Here is a 21,369-nt window from a genome sequence, read left to right on the forward strand (position 1 = left end):
GCGTGACGGCTTGCGCCGGCCGGACTAGTGATTGCTCTCGTAGGCGCTGGCCGGGGTGCCGGGGCCGTAGTGGCGCAGGAGCCAACCGGTGGCGACGGCGCACACCGCGACGACGGCGGTGATGATGGCGAGCACGGTCACGAATGCCGTGTCATACGCGGCGCCCGCGGCGGCCAGCACGGCCGGGTCACCGGGGGCCACCGTCACGGCCTGGGACATGCTGTCCGCCGCTCCCGCCGGGGCTCCGGACGGCAGCTGGACGGTCAGCGTGTAGACGAGGGTGGCGAGGCTGCCGAGGATCGCGACGGCCAGCAGGTTGCCGAACTCGTAGGACACCTCCTCGACGGAGGAGGCCATGCCGGCCTGACGGGCCGGGACGTTGCCGATGATGGCCGTGGACGCCACGGACATGGCCGCGCCCATGCCGGCTCCGGTCAGCACCAGACCGGTCACCAGCAGACCCAGGTGGCTCGTGGCCCCGAGTGCGGCCAGGGTCATGCCCAGCGTGCCGAGGATGAAGCCGCCGGTGATGAGCGTGCGCAGTCCGAGCACGTGCAGCGTGGCACCGCCGGCGAGGGACGTGAGAAGAGACCCTGCGGCGAGTGCGGCGACCAGGAGGCCCGATTGGAGCGGCGTATAGCCCTCGACCAGCTGGAAGCGCTGGGTGGTGACCAGCTGGACACCGCCGATCACGAACATCGAGCAGGCCGCCGCCAGGAACCCTGCGGAGAAGGCCTGGTTGCGGAAGACGGCGAAGTCGAGGACCGGATCGTCCAGCTCGCGTTGGCGCCGGACGAACAGCCAGGCCCCGGCCACGGCGCTGGCGGCGGTGACCGCCAGCAGTGGCCACGAGGGGTCCGGGCCGGTGGCCTCCTTGATCGCGAAGACGGCTCCCGTGAGGGCGACCATGGCATACAGGGAGGACAGCGCGTCCCAGGACCTGGACCGGTCCGGCCGGGCCCGCGGCGCCACCCACGGAGTCAGCACCAGGGCACCCAGGACGACCGGGACGTTGATGAGGAACACGGAGCCCCACCAGAAGTGCTCCAGCAGCAGGCCGCCGACGATCGGGCCCAGTGCCGCACCGACCACGGAGATGCTCCCCCAGACGCCGATGGCGACATTGCGCTGGCGGACATCATCGAAGCCGATGCGGATCAGGGCCAGGGTGGCCGGCATCATGCAAGCAGCGCCGACGGCCAGCAGGGCCCGTGCGGTGATCAGGACGGTGACGCCAGGCGCGAAGGCCGCCACGAGGGAGGCGGCCCCGAAGAGCACCAAGCCGATGAGGAAGAGCCGCCGATGACCGTACCGGTCCCCCAGCGTCCCCGCACCCAGCAGCAGGCCGCACATCACGAGCGGATAGGCGTTGAGGATCCACAGTGACTCCGACGCCGTGGCCCCGAGCTCCGCCGTCAGGGTCGGCAGCGCGGTGTAGAGGATCGTGTTGTCCAGCGTGATCAGCAGCACCCCGGCGCTGACCGCGACCAGCAGCAGCCACCGGCGCAGCGGTGTCATCTCGGCGGGCATGGAGGACGTGGTCACCGAAAAACTCTAGCCGTGCCGGGCACCGGCAGGATTCCCTCCGCCGATTTCACAGTTCCGCCGAACTTCGGTACAGTGGAACCCGCTGTCATGCAGTTCTACGAACAGCACCAGCAGTCCCCCGTAGCTCAATTGGCAGAGCATTCGACTGTTAATCGAAGGGTTACTGGTTCGAGTCCAGTCGGGGGAGCAAGAGAACCTCTCTGTTCAGGCGTCCAGCCGTCAGGGAGGTTTTTCTTTGCCCCCGTGTTTCCTGAACTGAGGTAAACAGCTCCGCCCCCGAACCGGATGGCTCGGGGGCGGAGCTTTACTGCGTCAGCGCTTGAGTGCGTCAGTGCTGGGTGTTGTCGTAGCGCTCGAGGAAGGCGGAGATCTCGCCGCGGGTGACGGGATCGGCCTCGTTGAAGTGTCCGTGGGTGTCACCGATGGTGATGCCCTGGGAGGCCAGCCAGGTGATGGCCTCGTAGTGGTTGCTGCCGGTGCTGAGGTCCTCGAAGGGGCTGTCGGTCGGTGCGTTGTGCTCCGGGGCGGCCAGTCGGTAGAGGAACGTGGCGAACTCACCGCGCGTCACGGCACGGTGGGGTTGGAAGGTGCCGTCCGCGTAGCCCAGGGTGATCTCCTCGGCGGCGGCCCAGGTGATCGGCTCGTAGAACGAGCCAGCGTCCGTGACGTCCTCGAACGGGCTGTCCTCCGGGGTGTCGAATTCCGGCTTCACGTAACGGTGGAGGAAGGCGGCGGTCTCGCCGCGGGTGACGTCCCGGTACTTGCGGAAGGTGCCGTCGGTGTAGCCGGTGGAGATGTTGTTGGCGGCCATCCACTGCACCGGGGCGTAGAACGCCGAGCCCGGCTCATTGTCCGAGAACACCGGCGCCTCCGGGCCGTTCTCCGTGATGTTGAAGGTCAGCGTCTCGGTGAACTCACGGCCGTGGACGTCCGTGGCGGTCACCTCGGCGGTGTGCTCCCCGACAGTCAGGTCCTCGGACAGGGGCAGGCGCCACAGGTGGGAGGTGCGATCGTGTAGCCCGCCACCGTGAACCAGCTGCTCCTGGGTGGCGACTGGGTCAGTGTAAGCAGCCCCGATGTTCGGCTCCTCGCCGTCCATCTGCTGAGTGCGCTCGGCCTCAACCGGATCTGCTCCGTCGATGGAGACCTCCACGGTCGCCCCGGTGGAACCCATCCAGAAATTGGTGGTCAGCCACGTCTCCGCCAGGTCGTCCTGCTCTGCGGAGAGCGCATTCTCCAGTTCCGGGGCGTCTCCGCGCTGATCGTGGTACGTATCGAACCATTCGCGGTACTCCGGGGTGTTCAAGCCCAGGGCCATCTGGTCCTGATCATCCATACCGGTGGCGGTGAAGCGCTCCATGACCTCGGTGCCCTCGATGTCCAGGGTCAGTACCCCGGGAGGAGTTCCGTCCCGCTGGACGGCCGTCGGGTACCCGTCCGGCATCACGCGACCGTTGTACCACTGGCCCGAGATGGCCGGCACCGTCAGGTGGGTGAACGGCAGACCCGCGTCCCCGAGCTCGTCGCGCCAACCGGCCATCAGATCGCCTTCGCGCAGGTTCTCCGACATGTGGGTGTGCCCACCGAGCGAGATGACCTCGCGGCCCTCGAGGATCTCGTAGATCTCCTCGATCTGTCCGTGGGTGTGGGAGTCCGAGTAGTAGAACTCCAGCAGCGGGCTGTGGCCGGCCAGCACGACCACGCTGTCCTCGGGGGTGTTGGCGATGTCCTGGCGCAGCCATTCGAGCTGGTTCTCGCCGAGGCCGTAGGTGTAGCCGCTCGTCTCGCCCGGAGCCTTCGGGTAGACGATGTTGCTCAGCGCCACCACGTGGGCCTGCCCGACATCGTAGGAGTAGTACTCCGGTCCGAGTTCGGCGCGGAAGGTGTCGAACTCGTGCTCGCCGTCCAGGGAGTCGAAGTCGAGGTCGTGGTTGCCGGGCAGGAAGCGGGCCGGGCCGTTGAGCATGCTCGTCAGCTCGCGGGTCTGGGAGAAGAGGGACAGATCGTCACCGACGACGTCGCCGATGAACAGTGCACCGCAGCCAGCGTAGTCGTCACGTGCGGCCAGGTCGGCGAAGGCGCCCTCCCGCGCGAAGTTGACCTCCTTCTCGTTGTAGGTCTGCACGTCTGCCCCGATGGCACAGTGCTGCTCCGAGGATGCGGTGAGTTCGCTCTCGACCAGCGGGAAGTTGACCTGGTCGGGCAGAGGGCCGGTGGGCTCGAGGCCGCCGTACTTCAGCTCCGGGGAGCCCTCGGGCAGGTGGTGGTAGTGGAACTGGGCCACGTTCTCGTCATCCACGGGCACCTGGTAGCCGGCCGGCTGGGTGACGAACGCGGTCATGTTGTCGAAGGCCGGCAGCTCGTAGGCGCCGTCCTCGTCAGTGGTGACAACGTCGCGGCCGTTGGACACGCTCACGCCTTCGACGCCCGGCTCGCCCTCGTCCTGCTGCGAGTTCTGGTTCAGGTCATCGAAGACCACGCCCTCGAGGACCTCGGGCGTCTCGTCGTCGCCGTCGACGACGTCTACGGCGCCGCGGAAGGCGCTCTCGTCCCAGGCGGCGCCGGCCTGCTCGGCAGTCTCGGCGGTTTCTGCGGTCTGGGCCGTCTGCGCGGTCTCGGACTTCTGGGCGGTGATGGGGGTGGCCGCGGCGGCGGTGACGGCCGGGCTGAGCAGGGCGCCGGTGGTGGCCAGGGCCAGGACGCCTGCGGCGAGGCGGGCTGATCGATGGCGTGGGGAGCGAGTGATCGCGTTCACGAAGTACCTTCCGATGGATGTGGTTCCGGCCGGGGGTAACCGTTGACTCACCTACCCTGTGCTCGCTGCGTGAACGGCAGCCCACGGCAAGGTGTACACGCGCAACGCCACCATGACCGATTGGCACCGGATATCTCTTCTGGGATCACCGGCTGGTGGGAGTCGCTCGGGGACTGGCCGATAGGCTGACACCACAGGGAAGACGCGCCACCGGGCGACGCCCACGGGATGGTGGCCGACTGGAGGAGAACCGTGATGTCAGTTCAGAACAACTCGAAGCGCCTGGCGGCAGTGGCGGCTGGGGCCTTCCTGGCCGCAGGGATGTCCCTGGGGTCCGTGGCCCCCGCGCTGGCGGTCGAGGCGCCAACGCAGTCCGCAACTGCGTCCGTCACCTCCGCAGAGGCGGCCGCGCTGAAGCAGCAGAAGTCGAAGATCATCGAGTTCCACCGCCTCGTCAACCAGTTCCGCCAGAGCAACGGCGTCGCGCCCATGACCTTCAACGTCGGTGCCGCAGTCGACGCCTACGACTGGTCCAGGACACAGGCCCAGGACGGGAAGTTGAAACACCAGCAACCCCACCAGCGGTACCAGCCACTCGAAGGGCTGTGGGGCGCCTGGGGAGAGAACGTCGCCTACTCATCCAGCCAAAGCGCCGCTGAGATGTTCACCCAGTGGAAGAACTCACCCGGGCACCGCGCCAACATGCTGAGCGAGAGATTCGACACCTACGGCGTCGCGTTCTTCACTGACTCCCATGGCCGCATGTACGGCACCACGGTCTTCTACGGCACCGGCTCCGGCCTGACTCACCTGCCGTACACGTATGCCAGCCCCACCGCCTACTTCAACGGGCAGGCTGCCCTGCCGACCGATGGCTCCACTCCGCAGCCGGCCGGTCCGTTCTCCGATGTCTCCACGAACCACACTTTCCTCACCCCGATCACGTGGATGAAGGAGGAGGGTGTGACCACGGGGTACGCCGACGGCTCGTTCAGGCCGGGCCAGGCGATCACCCGCGGCGAGGCCGCCTCCTTCCTCTACCGGATCTCCGGTGACCAGGCCAGCAACAACGGCGGTCCCCAGTTCACGGACGTCGACCCCACCACATCCCACTACCAGGCCATCCGGTGGATGGCGAAGAACCACTACTCCCTGGGCTACGGAGACCAGACGTTCCGGCCGAACCAACAGGTCACCCGGGCCGAACTCGCGTCGTTCGTCTTCCGTGCCTCCGAGGAGAACCACACCGCTACCGAAACGTCTCCCTTCGGCGACGTGAGCGAGTCGTCCTCGCACTACCTGGCGATCAGCTGGCTCCGAGCTCAAGGCGGAATCAGTGGATACGCCGACGGCACCTTCCGCCCGGGACGTGATGTCACCCGCGGCGAGACTGCCAAGATGCTCTACGTCCTGAAGTAAGCCGTGACGTGCCCTCTCATCAGCGCTTCATCAGACTCTCATGACCCGCTCATGCCGATTTGGCACACTGGTGCCATGATGCAGAAGAAGGTAGCCCAGAGAACGTTCACCCAGACCCTCGCGTGGACCGGGACCGGCGTCCTGGCCCTGGCCTTGCTGACCGGTTGTTCGGTGGCCGAGCCGGATGACTCGGACGACACCGCCACGACTGCCACGTCCGGCGCCGCGGCCGAGACGTCGGACCCCACCGGTGACAGCACGGACGGGGCGACCGGCAACCAGTCGGCCTCGGCCACCGATCCGAGCACGTCCGCGTCCGGTGAGACCACCGCCGCGGTGGCCGGGGACGACCCGGTGTTCGCGGCCATCGATGCGTTCCTCGCCGAGCAGGAGGGCGCCCTCATCGTGGAGATCGACCTGGACGACAACGACACGCGCTTTGACATCGAGGCCGTCGTCGGCGAGCAGATCCTCGACTTCGACGTCACCATGGACGGCGAGGTCCGTGAGGACACCGATGATGACGACGACGATGATCAGGAGGACATCCGCCGCGCCCAGGAGGCGGACATCACCGCCGAGGACGCCGCCCGTGCCGCACTGGAGGGCCGTGATGGCAGCACCATCGACAGTCTGAGTCTGGATGACGATGACAACGCCCTGCATTGGGAGGTCGAGCTCGACAACGCCCAGGGCGAGGACGACGACCTGCACGTCGACGCCATGACCGGCGCGGTCACCACCGACAACTGACCGGTCATCCCCTGCGCGCCCGGCCCGAAGGCCGGCGCTGTGCCGGCGCCGCGCCGGCGCCGCGCCGGCGCCGGTCATCAGTCCCGGGCGCGCAGGGACCGGCGCTTCATCTCCAGGTCCACCAGCTGGCGGTTCAGCGCTGCGAACTCCGCCGGATCCCCCTGGGGGCCCAGGCGCTGCAGCCGGCCCATGAGGTCGCCCTTCCGGTGGGTGATCTGCAGCTCGAACAGCCGGTTCATGATGTCCCGGCAGTACCGCACCAGGTCCTCCGAAGTCCGGGCGGGCAACGGCGTCACGGCCAGTTCGCTGACGAGTGATCCCAATTCGACCGGCACCTCCTGGCGGACCTGCTCCACCCACTGTGACGGGGTGGCACCGGCCATGCCGGCGGCACGGATCCCGGAGTGGATGACGGCGTAGGCGGGCACCTTGAAATCGGCGGCGTAGAACGCCTGCCACTGCTCCGCCGAGAGCAGGGTCGGCTGCTGGAGCACCACTTCGAGCGCCTCTTTCTCCATCCGGGCCGCCGGATCGCGCACGTCCGGGCGCTGGAAGCCGGGCCCCGCTTCCCCGGGCCGGCCGGCGTCGCCCTCGGCGCCGTGACCCGCCGACCGGCCGTCGTCGGGATGGCCCCGGCGATGTCCCGGCGCCGGCGAGGCCGCCGCACGCTGCGCGCTCTGCACCGCGCGGTGCACGGTGGCCGGCTCCATGCCGAGCCAGCCGGCCAGCTCACGCTCATAGCCGGGGCGGACGACGGAGTCGCGGATGCCGGCGACGATGGGGGCTGCGTGCCGCAGGGCACCCGTGCGGCCCTCCACGGTGTCCAGGTTGAAGTTCTTCATCCCCGCCTTGATGGCGAACTCGAACAGCGGGCGGCGCGAGTCGATCAGCGCCACGACCGCCTCCGGACCCTTGTCCTGGCGCAGGTCGCAGGGGTCCATCCCGGACGGCTCCACGGCCACGAAGGTCTTGGCGAGGAACTTGTTGTCCTCCTCGAAGGCCCGCAGCGCGGCCTTCTGCCCCGCGGCGTCCCCATCGAAGGTGAAGATGATCTCCCCGCCCGTGCCGTCGTCCGAGATCAGCCGGCGGGCGATCTTGACGTGGTCCGAGCCAAAGGCCGTGCCACAGGTGGCGACGGCGGTATCCACCCCGGACAGGTGAGCAGCCATCACATCCGTGTAGCCCTCGACGACCACGAGCTGGCGTTTCTTGGCGATGTTCCGCTTGGCCAGGTCGATCCCGTAGAGCACCTGGGACTTCTTGTAGAGACCGGTCTCCGGGGTGTTGAGGTACTTGGGTCCGGGATCGTCCTCGAAGAGCTTGCGGGCACCGAATCCGATGGTGGCGCCGGTCATGTCCCGGATAGGCCAGACCAGCCGACCCCGGAAGCGGTCATAGATGCCGCGCTGGCCTTCGGAGAACAATCCGGTGAGCCTCAGCTCGTCCTCACGGAAGCCCCTGCGCTGCAGGTGCTTGAGCAGGTTGTCCCAGCCTTGGGGGGCGTAGCCGACACCGAAGTGCTGGGCGTGCTCGGAGGTGAAGCCGCGGCCCGCGAGGAACTGCTGGCCGGTGGCCGCACCGGAGGTGCCGAGCTGTTCCCGGAAGTACTCGTCCGCGATCTTGTTGGCCTCGAGCAACCGCTGGCGGCGGCCGACCTGCTCCTTGTCCGGGCCGGAACCGCCGTCCTCGTAGTGCAGTTCGATGTTGGCGCGCGCCGCCAGCCGCTCGACGGTCTCGGCGAAGGTGGTGTGCTCCATCTTCATCAGGAACGCGATGGCGTCCCCGGACTCCCCACAGCCGAAGCAGTGATAGGTGCCGACCGAGGGGCGGACGTGGAAGGAGGGGCTGCGTTCATCGTGGAAGGGACACAGTCCCTTGTAGGAGCCGACGCCGGCGCTGCGCAGCGTCACGAAGGCGTCCACGATCTCCTTGAGGTCTGATCGCTCGCGGACAAGATCGATGTCCTCGCGTTTGATCAGGCCTGCCATGCAGACAGTCTAGGCCGAGACCTGCTCCCGGTCGTCGCTGTCCACAGGTGCGGCCTCGACCTGGCCCTTGCCCTGGCCACGGCGCATGGTGCGCATCCCGGTCACGGCGAGGCCGCCCAGGGCCCCGGCGATCGCGAAGCCGAAGAAGCCCCAGGGGTAGGCGATGCCGGCGGCGACCATGGTGCCGCCCATGATCGGGCCGGAGATGGCGCCGAGGCGCCCCACCCCGGCGGCCATGCCGAGGGCGGTGCCACGGACCTTCGGCGGGTAGTTGGTGGCGGCGAAGGCGTAGACGAGGTTCTGCGCGGAGAACACGAAGCAGCCGGTGATGAAGATCATCACGTAGATGCCCAGCAGGGGCAGCTTGATGGCCAGGGCGGCCAGCAGGATCGCGGAGCCGATGAACCAGAGGATGGCGGCGTTGCGCGGGGTGATGGCATCGCCGACCTTGCCGGCGATGATCAGGCCGATCACGGCGCCGGCGTTGAGGACCACGAGGAAGCCGAGGGAGTTGCCGAGATCGTAGTCGGCGGCGCGCATGATCTGCGGCAGCCAGGTGTTCAGGCCGTACACGAGCAGCAGACCCATGAAGGAGGCGAGCCACATAAAGATGGTATTGCGGCGGTACTTGGCGGACAGCAGCAGCGCGGCGCCTGTCTTCTCGGCCTCCGCCTGCCCCGCAGAGCCCACGAAGGTGCGCTCGGGCTCCTCGTCGATCTCGACGCCGTAGTGCTCGGCCACGAGGCGGGCCTCGGCCGTGCGCCCCTGCGAGAGCAGGAAGTCCGGGGACTCCGGCAGGTAGCGCCACATCAGCGGCACCAGGACCAGGGCCGGCAGACCGCCGATGAAGAACATCTCACGCCAGCCGGAAACGGTCTCGCTGGCAGCCCAGATGGCCAGCAGCGCGGTGATCACGGCACCCACGTGGTAACCGGTCATCATCAGGGTGGTGGCGTTGGAGCCCTTCTTGTGGCCGGCGAACTCGGTGACCATGGAGATGCCAGTGGGCAGGCAGCCGCCCAGGCCGAGGCCTGCCAGGAAGCGCAGGATGCCGACGGTGGTGGCGTCCTGGGCGAAGCCGGTGACGAAGGTCAGGATGGAGAAGGCGATCACGGCGCCGATCAGCAGCTTGCGGCGGCCGAACTTGTCCGTCAGCCAGCCCATACCGAGGGCGCCGATCATCATGCCGACCAGGCCGGCGGTGGCGATCACGGTGCCGGTGCCGTTGTCGATGCCCATGGAGGCATCGGAGGTGAGCATGGGCATGATGGCACCGAGGACCACGGCGTCGAAGCCATCGAGCAGGACGGCGAACCAGCAGAGGGGCGCGACCCAGTTGCGTCCGCGCAACACGAGTGAGCCGGACCCGGAACGGGCGGGGACGGACGTGGCCATGGGACCTCCGAGATGAGACGGTCAGGGTTTCGCGGGCGGCTGGATTGAGTCCTGCGCCATGGGTGTCCATGACGGCGCTCACACGATCGTTGAACACTCTACCTTACGTATACGTACTTTTGTCGCGGTGGTCACAGGTCGCCGAGACCCCGGCCACTAGATGTGGGATCACGGCCGCGCCAACTGTCGATCCGCTCGGCGTGTCTCGACGACTGGCGCGCTCATGATGCGGGGTCCGGGGGCGGAAGGTGGTCAGATGGACTCATGGACGCAGAGATCATCCCTGGTCTGGCGGAGGCGGCCGACCTAGCCCGCGCCGCGCGGCGCGTGGTGGTGCTCTCCGGAGCCGGCCTGAGCGCCGAGTCCGGCGTGCCCACCTTCCGTGAGGCGCAGACGGGGCTCTGGGAGCGCTACTCCCCCGAGCAGCTGGCCACCGAGGACGCCTTCCTGGCCGACCCCGAGCTGGTCTGGTCCTGGTACCAGTGGCGCGCCCGGCTGATCCGGTCCTGCCCACCCAACGCCGGGCATCTCGCGGTCGCCGCGTGGCAGCGGCGGCTGGCCGCTAACGGCGACTCGCTCACCATTGCGACCCAGAACGTGGACGACCTGCACGAACGCGCCGGCGCCGAGGTGCTGGCGCACCTGCACGGCTCCCTCTTCGACGACCGCTGCGCCGACTGCGGCGAACCCGCCGTGCACGACACCGGCACGGCGCCGGAGGGGGATGCGGGCTCCGCTCCGGACCTGGAATCCATACTCCGCGTCGCCCCGCCCCGGTGCGCGGTCTGCGGGGTCGGGGTGCTGCGTCCCGGGGTGGTCTGGTTCGGGGAGATGCTGCCGGCGGACGCCCTGGCGAACACTCTCGCCGCCCTCGAGCAGTGCGACATGGCCGTCGTCGTCGGAACCTCGGCCACCGTGCAGCCGGCCGCCTCCCTGCCGTACGCGGCGCTGGGAGCCGGCGCCGCCGTCGTCGAGGTCAATCCGGAGGTCACCGAGTTCTCGACCGCGGCCACCGTGAGCCTGCGCGGGGCCGCCGGGCAGGTGCTTCCGGCGCTGGTCCGGGCCTACGATGGTCACCATGGCCACCAGCGCTCAGACTGAGATCCAACCCACCGTCGAGGCGGTACAGGCAGAGCTGGCCTCCCTCGAGGATGCGAAGATGCGCGCGGCGAACGAGCAGCGCGGCGACGATCACGGGGTGAATCTGACGAAGCTGCGCGGGGTGGCCAAGGCCGTGAAGCTCCCGCCCGCACCCCGGCACGACTTCGCCCTGGAGCTCTGGGCCACCGGCGACACCGCCACGCGGCTGGTCGCCCTGCTGATCTGCTCGCCGAAGAGGTTCGGCGTCGGAGAGCTGGACGCGATGATCCGCGAGGGACGCATTCCCAAGGTCCACGACTGGCTGGTCAACTACGTGGCCAAGAAGAGCCCCCACCTGGAGGAGCTCCGGGAGCTGTGGGCCGAGGACCCGGACCAGCTGGTGGCCGCCGCGGGCTGGGACCTCATCAGCCACCAGGTGTACAAGAAGCCGGAGGTCCTGGACCTGTCCGCGCTGCTGGACACCATCGAGGCCCGGATGCAGGACGCCCCGAAGGACCTGCAGTGGTCCATGAACAACACCCTGGCCGCGATCGGGATCGAGAACCCGGAGCTGCGGGACCGGGCCCTGGCCATCGGCGAGCGCCTCGAAGTGCTCAAGGACTACCCCACTCCCCCGAACTGCACCTCACCGTTCGCTCCGATCTGGATCACCGAGATCGTCCGGCGGAACGAGGAACGGGCCAACTAGACCCAGCTGCGGCGGAACTGCTCGCCGCGGACCAGGGTGGCGTGCCACTCGATGGCGGTGGAGTCCGTCAGCGAGGCGACCTGGTCGATCACCGCGCGGCGGCGCCCCCGGTCGTCGGCGGCCTCACGCCAGTCCCCGGCGAACATCGGGTCGAGGTATCTCTCCCCGGTCTCCCAGAACAGCTCCACCAGCTCGGTGAGGATCTCGCGCTGGCGGGCGTAGAGCGGTTGGCGGGCGTCGGAGCTCATGACGTAGGCGGCGGCGATGCCCTTCATGGTCGCGATCTCGATGTCGGTGTCCTCGGGGATCACCACGTCCGCGCCGTGGCGGGTGAGGGGCTCGTTGCCGAAGACCTCACGGGTCGCGTCGAACGCCGCATTGGAGAACCGGCCGATGAGCTGACTCGTCATGTCCTTCAGCGCAGCACGGGACCGGCGGGTGCCGTCCGCCTCGGTGACCCAGACATCCGTGGCCTCCAGCCGGGCGAGGGCGGCCTCGACCGCGGCGGGGTCCGTGTCCGGCAGGTACCACTGGCGGGTGCGCTCGATGACGAGGGCCCGGTGCTCCGGGTCGGTGAGCCATTTCAACTGGAACTGGCCGTTGACGATCCCGTCCTCCACGTCATGCACCGAGTAGGAGATGTCATCCGCGAGGTCCATGACCTGCGCTTCCATCGATTTCCTGGTTCCGGTGACGCCGCGGCGGAACCACTCGAACACGGGCAGGTCGTCCGTGTAGACGCCGAACTTGCGGGTGGGTTCGCCGTCTGACTTCAACGGCGCCGCATCCCTGGTCCAGGGGTACTTGCAGGAGGCGTCGAGGGACGCGCGAGTGAGGTTGAGTCCGGCGGAGCGGCCGTCCTCGAAGAACTTCTTGGTCTCCAGCCGGGCGAGCAGCCGCAGGGTCTGGGCGTTGCCCTCGAACCCGCCGATGTCCTGGCTCAGCGCGTCCAGGGCCTTCTCCCCGTTGTGCCCGAACGGTGGGTGCCCCAGGTCGTGGGACAGGCACGCGGCGTCCACCACGTCCGGATCGCAGCCCAGCGACCGCCCGAGTTCGCGACCCACCTGGGCCACCTCGAGGGAGTGGGTCAGCCGGGTGCGGGCGAAATCGTCCTCGTCTGGGGCCACCACCTGGGTCTTGGCTCCCAGCCGGCGCAGGGCTGAGGAGTGCAGGATGCGGGCCCGGTCCCGTTCGAAGTCCGAGCGGTAGGAGCTCTTGGGTGGCTCCGGAAGCCAGCGCTCCCGGTCCTGCGGCGCGTATCCGGGCAGCTCCATCGGACGGCCCGCGTAGGGTGGCCGGCCTTCGGCGCCGAAGAGCACCGCCTGATGGTGCCGGACCCGCCGGGCAGACACCGGGAACGACGCCGGCTCAGCCACCGGAGACGTCCAGCTCGGCTGCCTGGATCAGCGCCCTCTGCTCGGCGTTCAGCTCCCGGGAGTCCAGCCAGCCCTCGGGCAGGTGGGGGCGCTTGGGCGAACCGGCACGCCCCCGCGGCCCCTCGGCGTCGGGCCCGGGGTACGGGGCGTGCGGATCGAGTTCGTCCAGCAACTCGCGCAAGGTGGCCAGGTCCGGGACCTGGGCGAGCCGTGCCCGCAGCTCACCGCCCACCTGGTAGCCCTTGAAGTACCAGGCCACGTGCTTGCGGACGTCCCGCAGAGCCTTGCCCTCGTCCCCACCGAAGGTGTCCACGAGCAGCTCCGCATGGCGGTAGAAGGTGTCCGCGACCTTCGCCAGCCCCGGCCGGAAGCGCTCGTCCGACCCCTCGAAGGCGTTCTGCAGGTCCCCGAAGAGCCACGGCCGGCCCTGGCAGCCGCGGCCGACGACGACCCCGTCCACCCCGGTCTGCCGCACCATCGCGATGGCGTCCTCGGCACTCCAGATGTCCCCGTTGCCCAGGACCGGGATGTCCGGCAGGGCCTCACGCAGCCGAGCGATGGAGTCCCAGTCGGCTTGGCCTGAGTAGTGCTGTTCCATGGTGCGTCCGTGCAGGGCCACGGCGGCGACGCCCAGGGACCGGGCGGTGCGGCCGGCGTCGAGGTAGGTCAGGTGATCCTCGTCGATGCCACGGCGCATCTTGACGGTGACCGGGATGTCCTTCGTGGAGGCCTCCCGCACGGCCGCCCCGATGATGGCGGCGAAGAGCTCCGACTTCCAGGGCAGGGCGGAGCCGCCGCCGCGCTTGGTGACCTTGGGGACGGGGCAGCCGAAGTTCAGGTCGATGTGGTCCGCACGGTCCTCCTCCACGAGCATCCGCACCGCCTGGCCGGTGGTGACGGGGTCCACGGAGTACAGCTGGACGGAGCGCGGGGTCTCATCCGGATCGTGGTGGATGATCCGGAGGGACTCAGCCCGGCGCTCCACCAGCGCCCGGGCGGTCACCATCTCCGAGACGTACAGTCCGCCACCGTATTCACGGCAGAGCCGGCGGAAGGCGTTGTTGGTGATGCCGGCCATGGGGGCCAGCACCACGGGGGTCTCGATGGTCAGGGGGCCCAGATGCAGGGCGGGCAGGTTCAAGCGCTCTGGAGTCTGGACCGCTGGTTCGGTGCGCTGGGAAGCGTCGGTCACGGCAGTCATTCCACCCATTATCCCAGAACGTGCCGGCTTCCGCTGGCTCCCTCCACCGGTGGAGGCCTACGCCACAGGCCAACGTTGGAAGAACCCCGGTCACCGTGATGTTCTTGCAGTCATGAAGAAGATCGGATTCCTGAACTTCGGGCACTGGAGCTCCGTGCCCGGCTCGCGCACCCCGGACGCCGGAGCCACCCTGAGCCAGACGATCGAGATGGCGGTGGCCGCGGAGGAGGCTGGCCTGGACGGAGCCTGGATTCGGTCCCACCACTTCCAGAACATGCTCTCCGCACCGTTCCCGCTGCTGGCAGCCATGGGAGCGGCCACGAAGACCATCGACCTCGGTACCGGCGTGATCGACCTGCGGTACGAGAATCCCTTGTACATGGCCGAGGAGGCGGCGACGGCGGACCTCATCTCCGGCGGCCGGCTCCAGTTGGGCATCTCCCGCGGCTCCCCCGAGGCCGCCCGGGACGGGCAGCACCAGTTCGGCTACGACCTGGATCCGGGCCAGTCCTGGTCCGACCTGGCCCAGGCCCGGGGTGACCGCTTCAGAGACGCCATCTCGGGTGGGCTCGTGGCGCACGCCGATCCGGATTCCGGCTGGGCCCAGCCGGGACAGGAGAAGCTCTCCATCCAGCCCCAGTCGCCCGGACTGCCGAACCGTATCTGGTGGGGTTCCGGCAACACCGTCTCCGGCGTCCGGGCGGGAGAGCAGGGTTACAACCTGCTCTCCTCCACGCTCCTGCTGCAGGACGATGGCCGTCCCTTCCACGTCCAGCAGGCCGACCAGATCGCCCAGTACCGGCAGGCCTATGCCGCGTCCGGTCACACGACCGGCGGGATGACGGCGGTGACCCGTTCGGTGTTCCCGATCGTCTCCGCCCAGGACGACATGTACTTCGGCGGCCGCCGCGAGCGCTCGGACTCCTCCGGCCACCTCGAGGGCGGCAAGGCCCGCGGCGGCCCGACGTACTCCGGCACCTTCGACGAGGTGGTGGAGCTGTTGCGTGCCGACGAGGCCGTGCAGGCGGCCGACTACGTGCTGATGGCCAACCCGAATCAGCTGGGCGTGGAGTACAACGCGCATCTGTTCACGCAGTGGGCCGAGGTGGCGCGGGCCATGGGCTGGAAGTGAAGTAACTTTTAAGCATGGATCTCTGGGTCGTCTTGCTCCTCGTGCTGGCCGTGGTGGTCGGGCTCGGCGGCTGGGCCGGAGTGGCCGTCATCCAGCGCCACCTCCTGACCGGTCGGCAGGACCGGTGGCGGGCCCTGGAGAGCCGCTTCAACCAGGTCACCCTGGATGCCGACCGCTACGAGCGCAGCCCGGACGACGCGCTGGCCGCCCCCGGCTGGCTGGATCGTTCCAGCCCCGTGGTCCGTGGGTTCTCCGGTACGCTCAAGCGCGCCCAGAGGGACCGGGCCGAGTTGGAGCGGTCGGTCTCCCGGGCGCCGGGCCGCGCCGGACGGGAGCTCGGCAACGGGAGCCGCGATCCGGCGTCGGGCCTGGATCCCACCGAGCAGAACCTGCAGGAGTTCGAACTGCTCGTCGAACGGCTGGAGGACGCCTACCGGGACACCGACCGCGCCGTGCGGTCCGTGGGGTGGACCCGCCCCGGAACGCTGCAGGTCCCCCATCCCCAGTTCCTCCTGGACCCACGGTGGGGACGGTCCGCGGTGCTCCCCCGCCTGGGCTCTCTCGAGCAGGCCAGCGCCGCACGGTCAGTGAAGGAATTCCTCGACGCGGCCTACCCCCTCCGCCGGGACACGGCCCTCAAAGCCCTCCGGGAACGCAGCGGAGGTGCCGGCCACGCCTACCGTGCCCAGAAGGCTCTCGACCAGTTGATTCAGACCCGCCGGTACACCGCCGACCACCACGGCTTCCTGTGGCCCGGCTCCACGGTGATCGAGCACTGGGGCGTCTACCGCACCTTCGGCCGCGACGCGGAGGTCAGCATCCAGGACATCCCCCCGGTGGAGGTCGCCAACGCCCTGTGGGTCCTGCTGCCCGCGGACCGGGGAATGCCGGATGAGGAACTGCTCGAACTGGCCCAGCAGCACCTCGCCCTGACCGCCGGTTTCACGTCCGGTCTCACCCAGAGCCTCAATGATGGCATCGCCCGCGGGCTGAAGAGCCTGCCCGAGGGCGTGCAGCGCACCATCAACGGCGCCGTGCCCCACGGCGCATTCCTGCCGACCTCCGCCCCGAAGATCCGGCAGTTGCTGAGTGAGGGCCTGCACGAGGGCCTCGTGACCGGCCGGCTACAGCGGCAGCCCGACGGGCTCGTCCGGCGGCTGCGGAGCGGCTGGCCCAGTACCTACCGGCGGTAGCCCCCGCGCCAGGCTCAGCCATCTGCCGTGAGCAACCGCTCCAGGTCCGGACGGTTGAGGATCTGCTGGCGCAAGGTGTCGCAGAGCCCTTCCAGCAGGGGCCATCCGACCTCCGCTGTGGACGAGGCGATGGCCTCACGGGCGTAGACCACGCGGAAGTCGTGGGCGAAGGCGTCACGTCCGGTCGCCGCGATGCACGATTCGGCCGTCACCCCGGCCAGGATGACGGTCCGGGCTCCGACGGTCCGCAGCCGCTGGGCCAGGGAGGTCCCGTGGAAGGCACTGTCCCGGATCTTCTCCAGATGCGTGGCCGCTTCCAGGTCCAGCCCGTCCAGCAGCTGGACCTGGGGCGTGCCGGGGAAGTTGAAGCCCTGATCGTCCTCGAGCATCTTCAGCGTCCACGTCGACTTGTCCCGCGCGTGCACCGTGCTGACCACGAAGAGGGGGATGCCGGCCTGGCGGGCGAGCCCGGCCAACCGGTTCGACTCCGCGACCATCAGTTCACGGTTGTCCCGTGAGGAGGGATCCTCGAAGAACCCCTCCTGCAGATCGATGAAGACCACGGCGGTCGATAGCTCAGTCATGCATCCACCTTAGAGGCGGGAGCCTGGGAAACCGGCGCCGCGACGGATTTCGCCACCGCCACCGCGATGCCGGTGGTGATCGGGATCGCCAGCACCAGCCCGATCGAGCCGACGAGGATCCGCACGATCTCCTCCACGAGCTCGCCGGACATCAGGGTGTCCCAGAGGCTGCGGTCGTAGAGGGAGACCACCATCAGCACGGGCAGGGCCGCTCCGGCGTAGGCGAAGGCGATCGTGTACACGGTGGAGGCAATGTGGTCTCGGCCGATGCGCATCCCGGAGGCGAACAGTTCTCGCTTGGACACCGCCGGGTTCGCGGCCTGCAGTTCCCAGACGGCGGACGCCTGGGTGATCGTGACGTCGTTGAGCACCCCGAGCCCGGCCACGAGCAGCCCGCACAGCACGATCCCGGACAGCCGCACCTCGGGGGCCACGGTGGCCAAGATGTAGGAGTACTCGTCCCCCAGCCCGGTCAGATACGCCGCATCAGTCCCCCACAACGCGAGCACGGCGGTGAGGGCCAGGCCGATCAGGGTCCCCAGCAACGCGGTGGTGGTCCGCAGCGAGAACCCGTGCGCGAAGTACAGCACCACGAGCATGATCAGGCAGCAGCCGACCAGCCCGATCCACAGCGGTGGACCACCCTCCAGCAGTGCCGGGAACATGAAGCCGAACAGCACCGTGAATGCCAGGCCGAGGCCCACGATGGCCCGCAAACCCCGCCAACGGGCCACGGCCACCACCACCAGGGCGTACAGCAGGGCCAGGACCACCACAGGGACAGTCCGCTCGAAGTCCACGAACACGTAGTCCGACTCCCCGCCGGCGCCGGCGTCCCCGCCCGGCAGCGCGCTGAGGTCCAGGGCCTTGAGCCGGTCCCCCACCTCCACGTCCATGGAGGCACTGATCGACGTCGGGATGGGCACCACCGCGCTGTCGGTGCCGCCACCGTCCGGATCCACCACGGCATCCACGCACGCCACCTGCGCGGCTGAGGGGTCCCCGGCCATCCCGCCGGTCGGGGTCTCCAGGGTCCCGGCCTCCGGGCCACAGTCCCGGGGCTGCAGTCCGGTGACGGTGCCCGTGACCATGGTGATGCCCTGCGAGGTGCCGTAGGGATCGGCCAGGGAGAGTTCCTGATGGGACCCGGACGGCCAGAGGGCGATCATGGCCGCGATCAGCACCACGGTCAGCGGACCGAGGATCGCCGCGAGGGCGATGACCACCCGCCGGCGGCCTGACCCACCCGCCCCGGTCAGTGCCTCGTCGGCACCGGGCCCCGCCGGCAGGCCGTGCCCGTGGCCGTGTTCGTGACCTACCTCAGGACCGTGCTCAGGAGGCATCGGGCACATCGGTGGCCCAGATCCGCGTGTCCAGCAGCACCCGGGCGTGGCCGGTGGTGACCAGCTGGTCGAGGATCGGGGTGAGGATGTCCATGGAGTCGTCCACCTCGAGCTGGACCGGGTACTGCGTGGTCAGCAGGGCCAGCAGCGAGGCGGCCGCGGCTTGGGCGTCCACGCGGGCCAGTTCCGGGTTCCAGCCCAGCAGCACGTCCGTGGGTTCCTCGGTGCGTTCCGGCGTGTAGGAGATGGCGAAGGCGTCTATCCCGCCACCCTGGGCTTTGGGCTGGGAGCGCAGCACGACCGCTCCGGAGGCCCCGGTGGAGGGGCCGAGCAGCAGCTGCTGGGCCTGGCCGATGCTCAGATCGGACGGGTCCCAGTCATGCGTGGCTGCGTAGAACGCCGCCACCGCCTGCGTCAGCTCCACCGAACCCGTCGCCAGGTCCTCCACGGCCAGCCCGGTGCCGTCCAGTTCCGGCGCCTTGATGACCCCGGGCCCGACGGCGATGCGCCGGGACCGCTGCAGCGGCGCGAATCCCTGCCCCGCCAGGAAGGACGCTGCCGGGTGGTTGGTCGGCTGCTGCGCCGCGGCGCCGGTCTCGGCCGCGTCCGGCGCGGTCTCCGGCAGCGCGTCCGCGGCCACCGCGAAGCGGGTCTTGAGTTCCGTGGTCACCAACGTCCCCTCGGCCCGGGCGGCCTCAGCCTCGGCGCGCAGTGCGGTCAGCAGTGCGGTGGCGAGACCGCGGCCCCGCAACTCGCGAGCCGTCTCGGCGTAGAACCAGAGGCGCTGCGGATGCACGGAGGAGGCATACACGACCGCGGCGGCGACCGGGATGCCCTCGTCCTCCGCCACCAGGCACCGGGCCCAGGGCTCGTCCGGCCGGGTCCTCGAGGGGCGCAGCATGGCGCGGTCCTGGTGGTGCTGGGCGTCGGTGGGGTCTCCCCACAGCTCCAGGAGCCGCAGGTCGTCTCCCTCGGCCCACGGCCGCAGGGAGACACCCGCTGGGAGCTGGGGGCCGGCGTCGGGAACCGTCATCTGTACCCCTCCCCTTACTTGGACAGCCGCTCGAACAGCCAGCCGCGCACCTGGTCCAGGGCCACGCGCTCCTGGGACATGGAGTCGCGTTCGCGGATGGTGACGGCCTGGTCCTCGAGGGAGTCGAAGTCCACGGTGATGCAGAACGGGGTGCCGATCTCGTCCTGGCGGCGGTAGCGGCGGCCGATGGCGCCGGCGTCGTCATAGTCGATGTTCCACACGCCCCGGAGCTCGTCCGCCAGGCGCTTGGCCGTGGGCACGAGCTCCTCCTTGCGGGAGAGCGGCAGGACGGCGGCCTTGACCGGCGCCAGCCGCGGATCCAGGCCCAGGACGGTGCGCACATCCGTGCCGCCCTTGGTGTTGGGCGCCTCCTCCTCGCGGTAGGCGTCCACCAGGAAGGCCATCATCGACCGCGTGAGGCCGAAGCTGGGCTCGATCACGTACGGGGTGTAGCGCTCCCCGGAGGTCTGGTCGAAGTACTGCATCTTCGTTCCGGAGGCCTCCGTGTGGGAGTTCAGATCGAAGTCCGTGCGGTTGGCGATGCCCATGAGCTCGCCCCACTCGGATCCGGCGAAGCCGAACTTGTACTCCAGGTCGATCGTGGCATCGGAGTAATGGGCGCGCTCGCCGTCCGGGACGTCGAAGCGGCGCATGTTGTCCGGGTTGATGCCCAGATCGATGAACCAGTTCCAGCAGGCCTCCACCCAGGTGTTGAAGTGCTCCGTGGCGGCCTCGGGGTGGGTGAAGTACTCGATCTCCATCTGCTCGAACTCGCGGGTGCGGAAGATGAAGTTGCCCGGGGTGATCTCATTGCGGAAGGCCTTGCCGATCTGGCCGATGCCGAACGGGGGCTTGCGCCGGGCGGCGTTGACCACGTTGAGGAAGTTCACGAAGATGCCCTGCGCGGTCTCGGGGCGCAGGTAGTGCAGGCCCTCCTCGTTGTCCACGGGGCCCAGGAACGTCTTCATCAGCCCGGAGAACATCTGCGGCTCGGTCCAGGATCCGCGGGTGCCGCAGTCCGGGCAGGCGATCTCGTCCATGCCGCCGATCCCGCCCGTGGGGGCACGGCCCTTCTTGGCCACGAAGTCCTCGATGAGGTGGTCCTGGCGGTGGCGCTTGTGGCAGGACGTGCACTCGACCAGCGGGTCGGTGAAGGTGGCCACGTGACCGGAGGCGTTCCACACGGCTGAGGGCAGGATGATGGCGGAGTCGAGGCCGACCATGTCCTCACGGCCGCGCACGAAGGTGTTCCACCACTGCGTCTTGATGTTGTCCTTGAGCTCCACACCCAGGGGCCCGTAGTCCCACGCCGAGCGGGAGCCGCCGTAGATCTCTCCGGCCTGGAACACGAAGCCGCGTCGCTTCGCGAGGGAGATGACCTGGTCGAGGGTGGTCTTGGGGGCCATGGGGGCATCACATCCGTGTCTGTTACTTCGGCCGCTGGCTGCGGTCAGCGCACTGGAGCCGGCGCGCGTGGCACGCCGGCATTCGTCGGTTACCGGCCCAGTCTAGGTCCCCCGCGGGCCGCGGCTGGTGCACCGGCACGGATCTCAGGCCACAATGGAGGTATGTCCGAACACCCGAGCCCCGATACCCCTCACCGTCACCGCCGCGCCCCCGAGGCCCCGTCCGCACATCCGGCACCGCTGGAGATCCGCGATGGGATGATCAGGCTGGGACAGGCCCTGAAGCTGGCCAACCTGGTCGAGGACGGGGCGGACGCCCGCGCGGTGATCGAGGCCGGCCTGGTCCAGGTCAACGGGGATCCGGAGACCCGCCGCGGCCGCCAGCTGCACCCAGGGGATGTGTTCGAGTTCTCCGGCGAGGCCGTGAAAGTGGTTCCGGCCGGGGGCTGAAGGC

The 21,369-nt window shown here is 69.2% G+C and carries 17 protein-coding genes and 1 tRNA gene; 8 read left to right on the forward strand and 10 right to left on the reverse strand.

Features of this window, described 5'->3' with window-relative positions:
• Positions 1-24: 24 nt before the first annotated feature.
• The gene (locus tag IEX49_RS01805; RefSeq protein ID WP_425549747.1) at positions 25-1,545 is read right to left on the reverse strand and encodes an MFS transporter; all 1,521 of its coding nucleotides are present in this window, start codon (positions 1,543-1,545) and stop codon (positions 25-27) included.
• A gap of 117 nt (positions 1,546-1,662) precedes the next feature.
• On the opposite strand from IEX49_RS01805, the gene IEX49_RS01810 reads away from it, so the two are divergent.
• Positions 1,663-1,735 (forward strand) — tRNA-Asn (locus tag IEX49_RS01810).
• Between the two features lie 141 nt (positions 1,736-1,876).
• Here the strand turns inward: IEX49_RS01810 and IEX49_RS01815 are convergent.
• Complete coding sequence (locus IEX49_RS01815; RefSeq protein ID WP_188803598.1) at positions 1,877-4,303, reverse strand: calcineurin-like phosphoesterase C-terminal domain-containing protein; 2,427 nt, start codon at positions 4,301-4,303, stop codon at positions 1,877-1,879.
• 255 nt (positions 4,304-4,558) lie between these two features.
• On the opposite strand from IEX49_RS01815, the gene IEX49_RS01820 reads away from it, so the two are divergent.
• Entirely contained in the window at positions 4,559-5,722 is a 1,164-nt protein-coding gene (locus IEX49_RS01820; RefSeq protein ID WP_188803600.1) for a CAP and S-layer homology domain-containing protein, read from the forward strand.
• A gap of 75 nt (positions 5,723-5,797) precedes the next feature.
• Entirely contained in the window at positions 5,798-6,475 is a 678-nt protein-coding gene (locus tag IEX49_RS01825) for a PepSY domain-containing protein (protein WP_188803602.1), read from the forward strand.
• Between the two features lie 77 nt (positions 6,476-6,552).
• Here the strand turns inward: IEX49_RS01825 and dnaG are convergent, their stop codons facing one another.
• A complete protein-coding gene (gene dnaG, locus IEX49_RS01830) occupies positions 6,553-8,463 on the reverse strand; it encodes a DNA primase (protein ID WP_188803604.1) in 1,911 nt (636 codons plus the stop codon).
• 9 nt (positions 8,464-8,472) lie between these two features.
• Positions 8,473-9,858: an MFS transporter gene (locus IEX49_RS01835; RefSeq protein WP_188803606.1), complete on the reverse strand. Its 1,386-nt coding sequence runs from the start codon at positions 9,856-9,858 to the stop codon at positions 8,473-8,475.
• A 264-nt stretch (positions 9,859-10,122) separates the two neighbouring features.
• Between IEX49_RS01835 and IEX49_RS01840 the strand changes: the two genes are divergently transcribed.
• Both IEX49_RS01840 and IEX49_RS01845 read left to right on the forward strand, forming a co-directional pair.
• Positions 10,123-10,959 (forward strand): NAD-dependent deacylase, encoded by an 837-nt coding sequence (locus tag IEX49_RS01840; RefSeq protein ID WP_188803608.1) that lies wholly within the window; start codon positions 10,123-10,125, stop codon positions 10,957-10,959.
• Positions 10,937-11,647 (forward strand): DNA alkylation repair protein, encoded by a 711-nt coding sequence (locus IEX49_RS01845; protein WP_188803610.1) that lies wholly within the window; start codon positions 10,937-10,939, stop codon positions 11,645-11,647. Before IEX49_RS01840 ends, IEX49_RS01845 begins: the two co-directional genes overlap by 23 nt.
• On the opposite strand, the gene IEX49_RS01850 is transcribed toward IEX49_RS01845, so the two are convergent.
• Both IEX49_RS01850 and dusB read right to left on the reverse strand, forming a co-directional pair.
• On the reverse strand, positions 11,644-12,921 hold the full coding sequence (locus IEX49_RS01850) for a deoxyguanosinetriphosphate triphosphohydrolase (RefSeq protein ID WP_188804193.1): 1,278 nt from the start codon (positions 12,919-12,921) through the stop codon (positions 11,644-11,646). The genes IEX49_RS01845 and IEX49_RS01850 overlap by 4 nt on opposite strands.
• A 94-nt stretch (positions 12,922-13,015) precedes the next feature.
• The gene (gene dusB, locus IEX49_RS01855; protein WP_188803612.1) at positions 13,016-14,224 is read right to left on the reverse strand and encodes a tRNA dihydrouridine synthase DusB; all 1,209 of its coding nucleotides are present in this window, start codon (positions 14,222-14,224) and stop codon (positions 13,016-13,018) included.
• A 112-nt stretch (positions 14,225-14,336) separates the two neighbouring features.
• Between dusB and IEX49_RS01860 the strand changes: the two genes are divergently transcribed.
• A complete protein-coding gene (locus IEX49_RS01860) occupies positions 14,337-15,356 on the forward strand; it encodes an LLM class flavin-dependent oxidoreductase (RefSeq protein WP_188803614.1) in 1,020 nt (339 codons plus the stop codon).
• A gap of 14 nt (positions 15,357-15,370) precedes the next feature.
• The gene (locus IEX49_RS01865) at positions 15,371-16,549 is read left to right on the forward strand and encodes a hypothetical protein (RefSeq protein WP_188803616.1); all 1,179 of its coding nucleotides are present in this window, start codon (positions 15,371-15,373) and stop codon (positions 16,547-16,549) included.
• Between the two features lie 14 nt (positions 16,550-16,563).
• Here IEX49_RS01865 and IEX49_RS01870 read toward each other — a convergent pair whose 3' ends face one another.
• The 4 genes from IEX49_RS01870 to IEX49_RS01885 are packed head-to-tail and all read right to left on the reverse strand — an operon-like array spanning position 16,564 to position 20,915.
• Positions 16,564-17,133 (reverse strand): cysteine hydrolase family protein, encoded by a 570-nt coding sequence (locus IEX49_RS01870; protein ID WP_188803618.1) that lies wholly within the window; start codon positions 17,131-17,133, stop codon positions 16,564-16,566.
• Positions 17,130-18,476, reverse strand: coding sequence for a YibE/F family protein (locus IEX49_RS01875; protein WP_188803620.1), 1,347 nt, complete (start codon positions 18,474-18,476; stop codon positions 17,130-17,132). Before IEX49_RS01875 ends, IEX49_RS01870 begins: the two co-directional genes overlap by 4 nt.
• Complete coding sequence (locus IEX49_RS01880) at positions 18,466-19,509, reverse strand: GNAT family N-acetyltransferase (RefSeq protein ID WP_188803623.1); 1,044 nt, start codon at positions 19,507-19,509, stop codon at positions 18,466-18,468. Before IEX49_RS01880 ends, IEX49_RS01875 begins: the two co-directional genes overlap by 11 nt.
• A 14-nt stretch (positions 19,510-19,523) precedes the next feature.
• Complete coding sequence (locus tag IEX49_RS01885; RefSeq protein WP_188803625.1) at positions 19,524-20,915, reverse strand: glycine--tRNA ligase; 1,392 nt, start codon at positions 20,913-20,915, stop codon at positions 19,524-19,526.
• 162 nt (positions 20,916-21,077) lie between these two features.
• Here IEX49_RS01885 and IEX49_RS01890 point away from each other — a divergent pair, with 162 nt between their 5' ends.
• Entirely contained in the window at positions 21,078-21,365 is a 288-nt protein-coding gene (locus tag IEX49_RS01890) for an RNA-binding S4 domain-containing protein (RefSeq protein WP_188803627.1), read from the forward strand.
• Positions 21,366-21,369: the final 4 nt, after the last annotated feature.

Origin of the sequence: Citricoccus zhacaiensis, assembly GCF_014645315.1 — a bacterium.
In the GTDB taxonomy this organism is placed as follows: domain Bacteria; phylum Actinomycetota; class Actinomycetes; order Actinomycetales; family Micrococcaceae; genus Citricoccus; species Citricoccus zhacaiensis.

Bases quoted from the DNA above. Each gene is read 5' to 3' on its own strand.
- IEX49_RS01850 (WP_188804193.1), bottom strand. From the start codon at position 12,921: ATGGAGCTGCCCGGATACGCGCCGCAGGACCGGGAGCGCTGGCTTCCG.
- IEX49_RS01885 (WP_188803625.1), bottom strand. From the start codon at position 20,915: ATGGCCCCCAAGACCACCCTCGACCAGGTCATCTCCCTCGCGAAGCGA.
- IEX49_RS01820 (WP_188803600.1), top strand. From the start codon at position 4,559: ATGTCAGTTCAGAACAACTCGAAGCGCCTGGCGGCAGTGGCGGCTGGG.
- IEX49_RS01840 (WP_188803608.1), top strand. From the start codon at position 10,123: ATGGACGCAGAGATCATCCCTGGTCTGGCGGAGGCGGCCGACCTAGCC.
- IEX49_RS01865 (WP_188803616.1), top strand. From the start codon at position 15,371: ATGGATCTCTGGGTCGTCTTGCTCCTCGTGCTGGCCGTGGTGGTCGGG.
- dusB (WP_188803612.1), bottom strand. From the start codon at position 14,224: ATGACTGCCGTGACCGACGCTTCCCAGCGCACCGAACCAGCGGTCCAG.
- IEX49_RS01825 (WP_188803602.1), top strand. From the start codon at position 5,798: ATGATGCAGAAGAAGGTAGCCCAGAGAACGTTCACCCAGACCCTCGCG.
- IEX49_RS01870 (WP_188803618.1), bottom strand. From the start codon at position 17,133: ATGACTGAGCTATCGACCGCCGTGGTCTTCATCGATCTGCAGGAGGGG.
- dnaG (WP_188803604.1), bottom strand. From the start codon at position 8,463: ATGGCAGGCCTGATCAAACGCGAGGACATCGATCTTGTCCGCGAGCGA.
- IEX49_RS01860 (WP_188803614.1), top strand. From the start codon at position 14,337: ATGAAGAAGATCGGATTCCTGAACTTCGGGCACTGGAGCTCCGTGCCC.
- IEX49_RS01845 (WP_188803610.1), top strand. From the start codon at position 10,937: ATGGCCACCAGCGCTCAGACTGAGATCCAACCCACCGTCGAGGCGGTA.
- IEX49_RS01890 (WP_188803627.1), top strand. From the start codon at position 21,078: ATGTCCGAACACCCGAGCCCCGATACCCCTCACCGTCACCGCCGCGCC.
- IEX49_RS01880 (WP_188803623.1), bottom strand. From the start codon at position 19,509: ATGACGGTTCCCGACGCCGGCCCCCAGCTCCCAGCGGGTGTCTCCCTG.
- IEX49_RS01875 (WP_188803620.1), bottom strand. From the start codon at position 18,476: ATGCCTCCTGAGCACGGTCCTGAGGTAGGTCACGAACACGGCCACGGG.
- IEX49_RS01835 (WP_188803606.1), bottom strand. From the start codon at position 9,858: ATGGCCACGTCCGTCCCCGCCCGTTCCGGGTCCGGCTCACTCGTGTTG.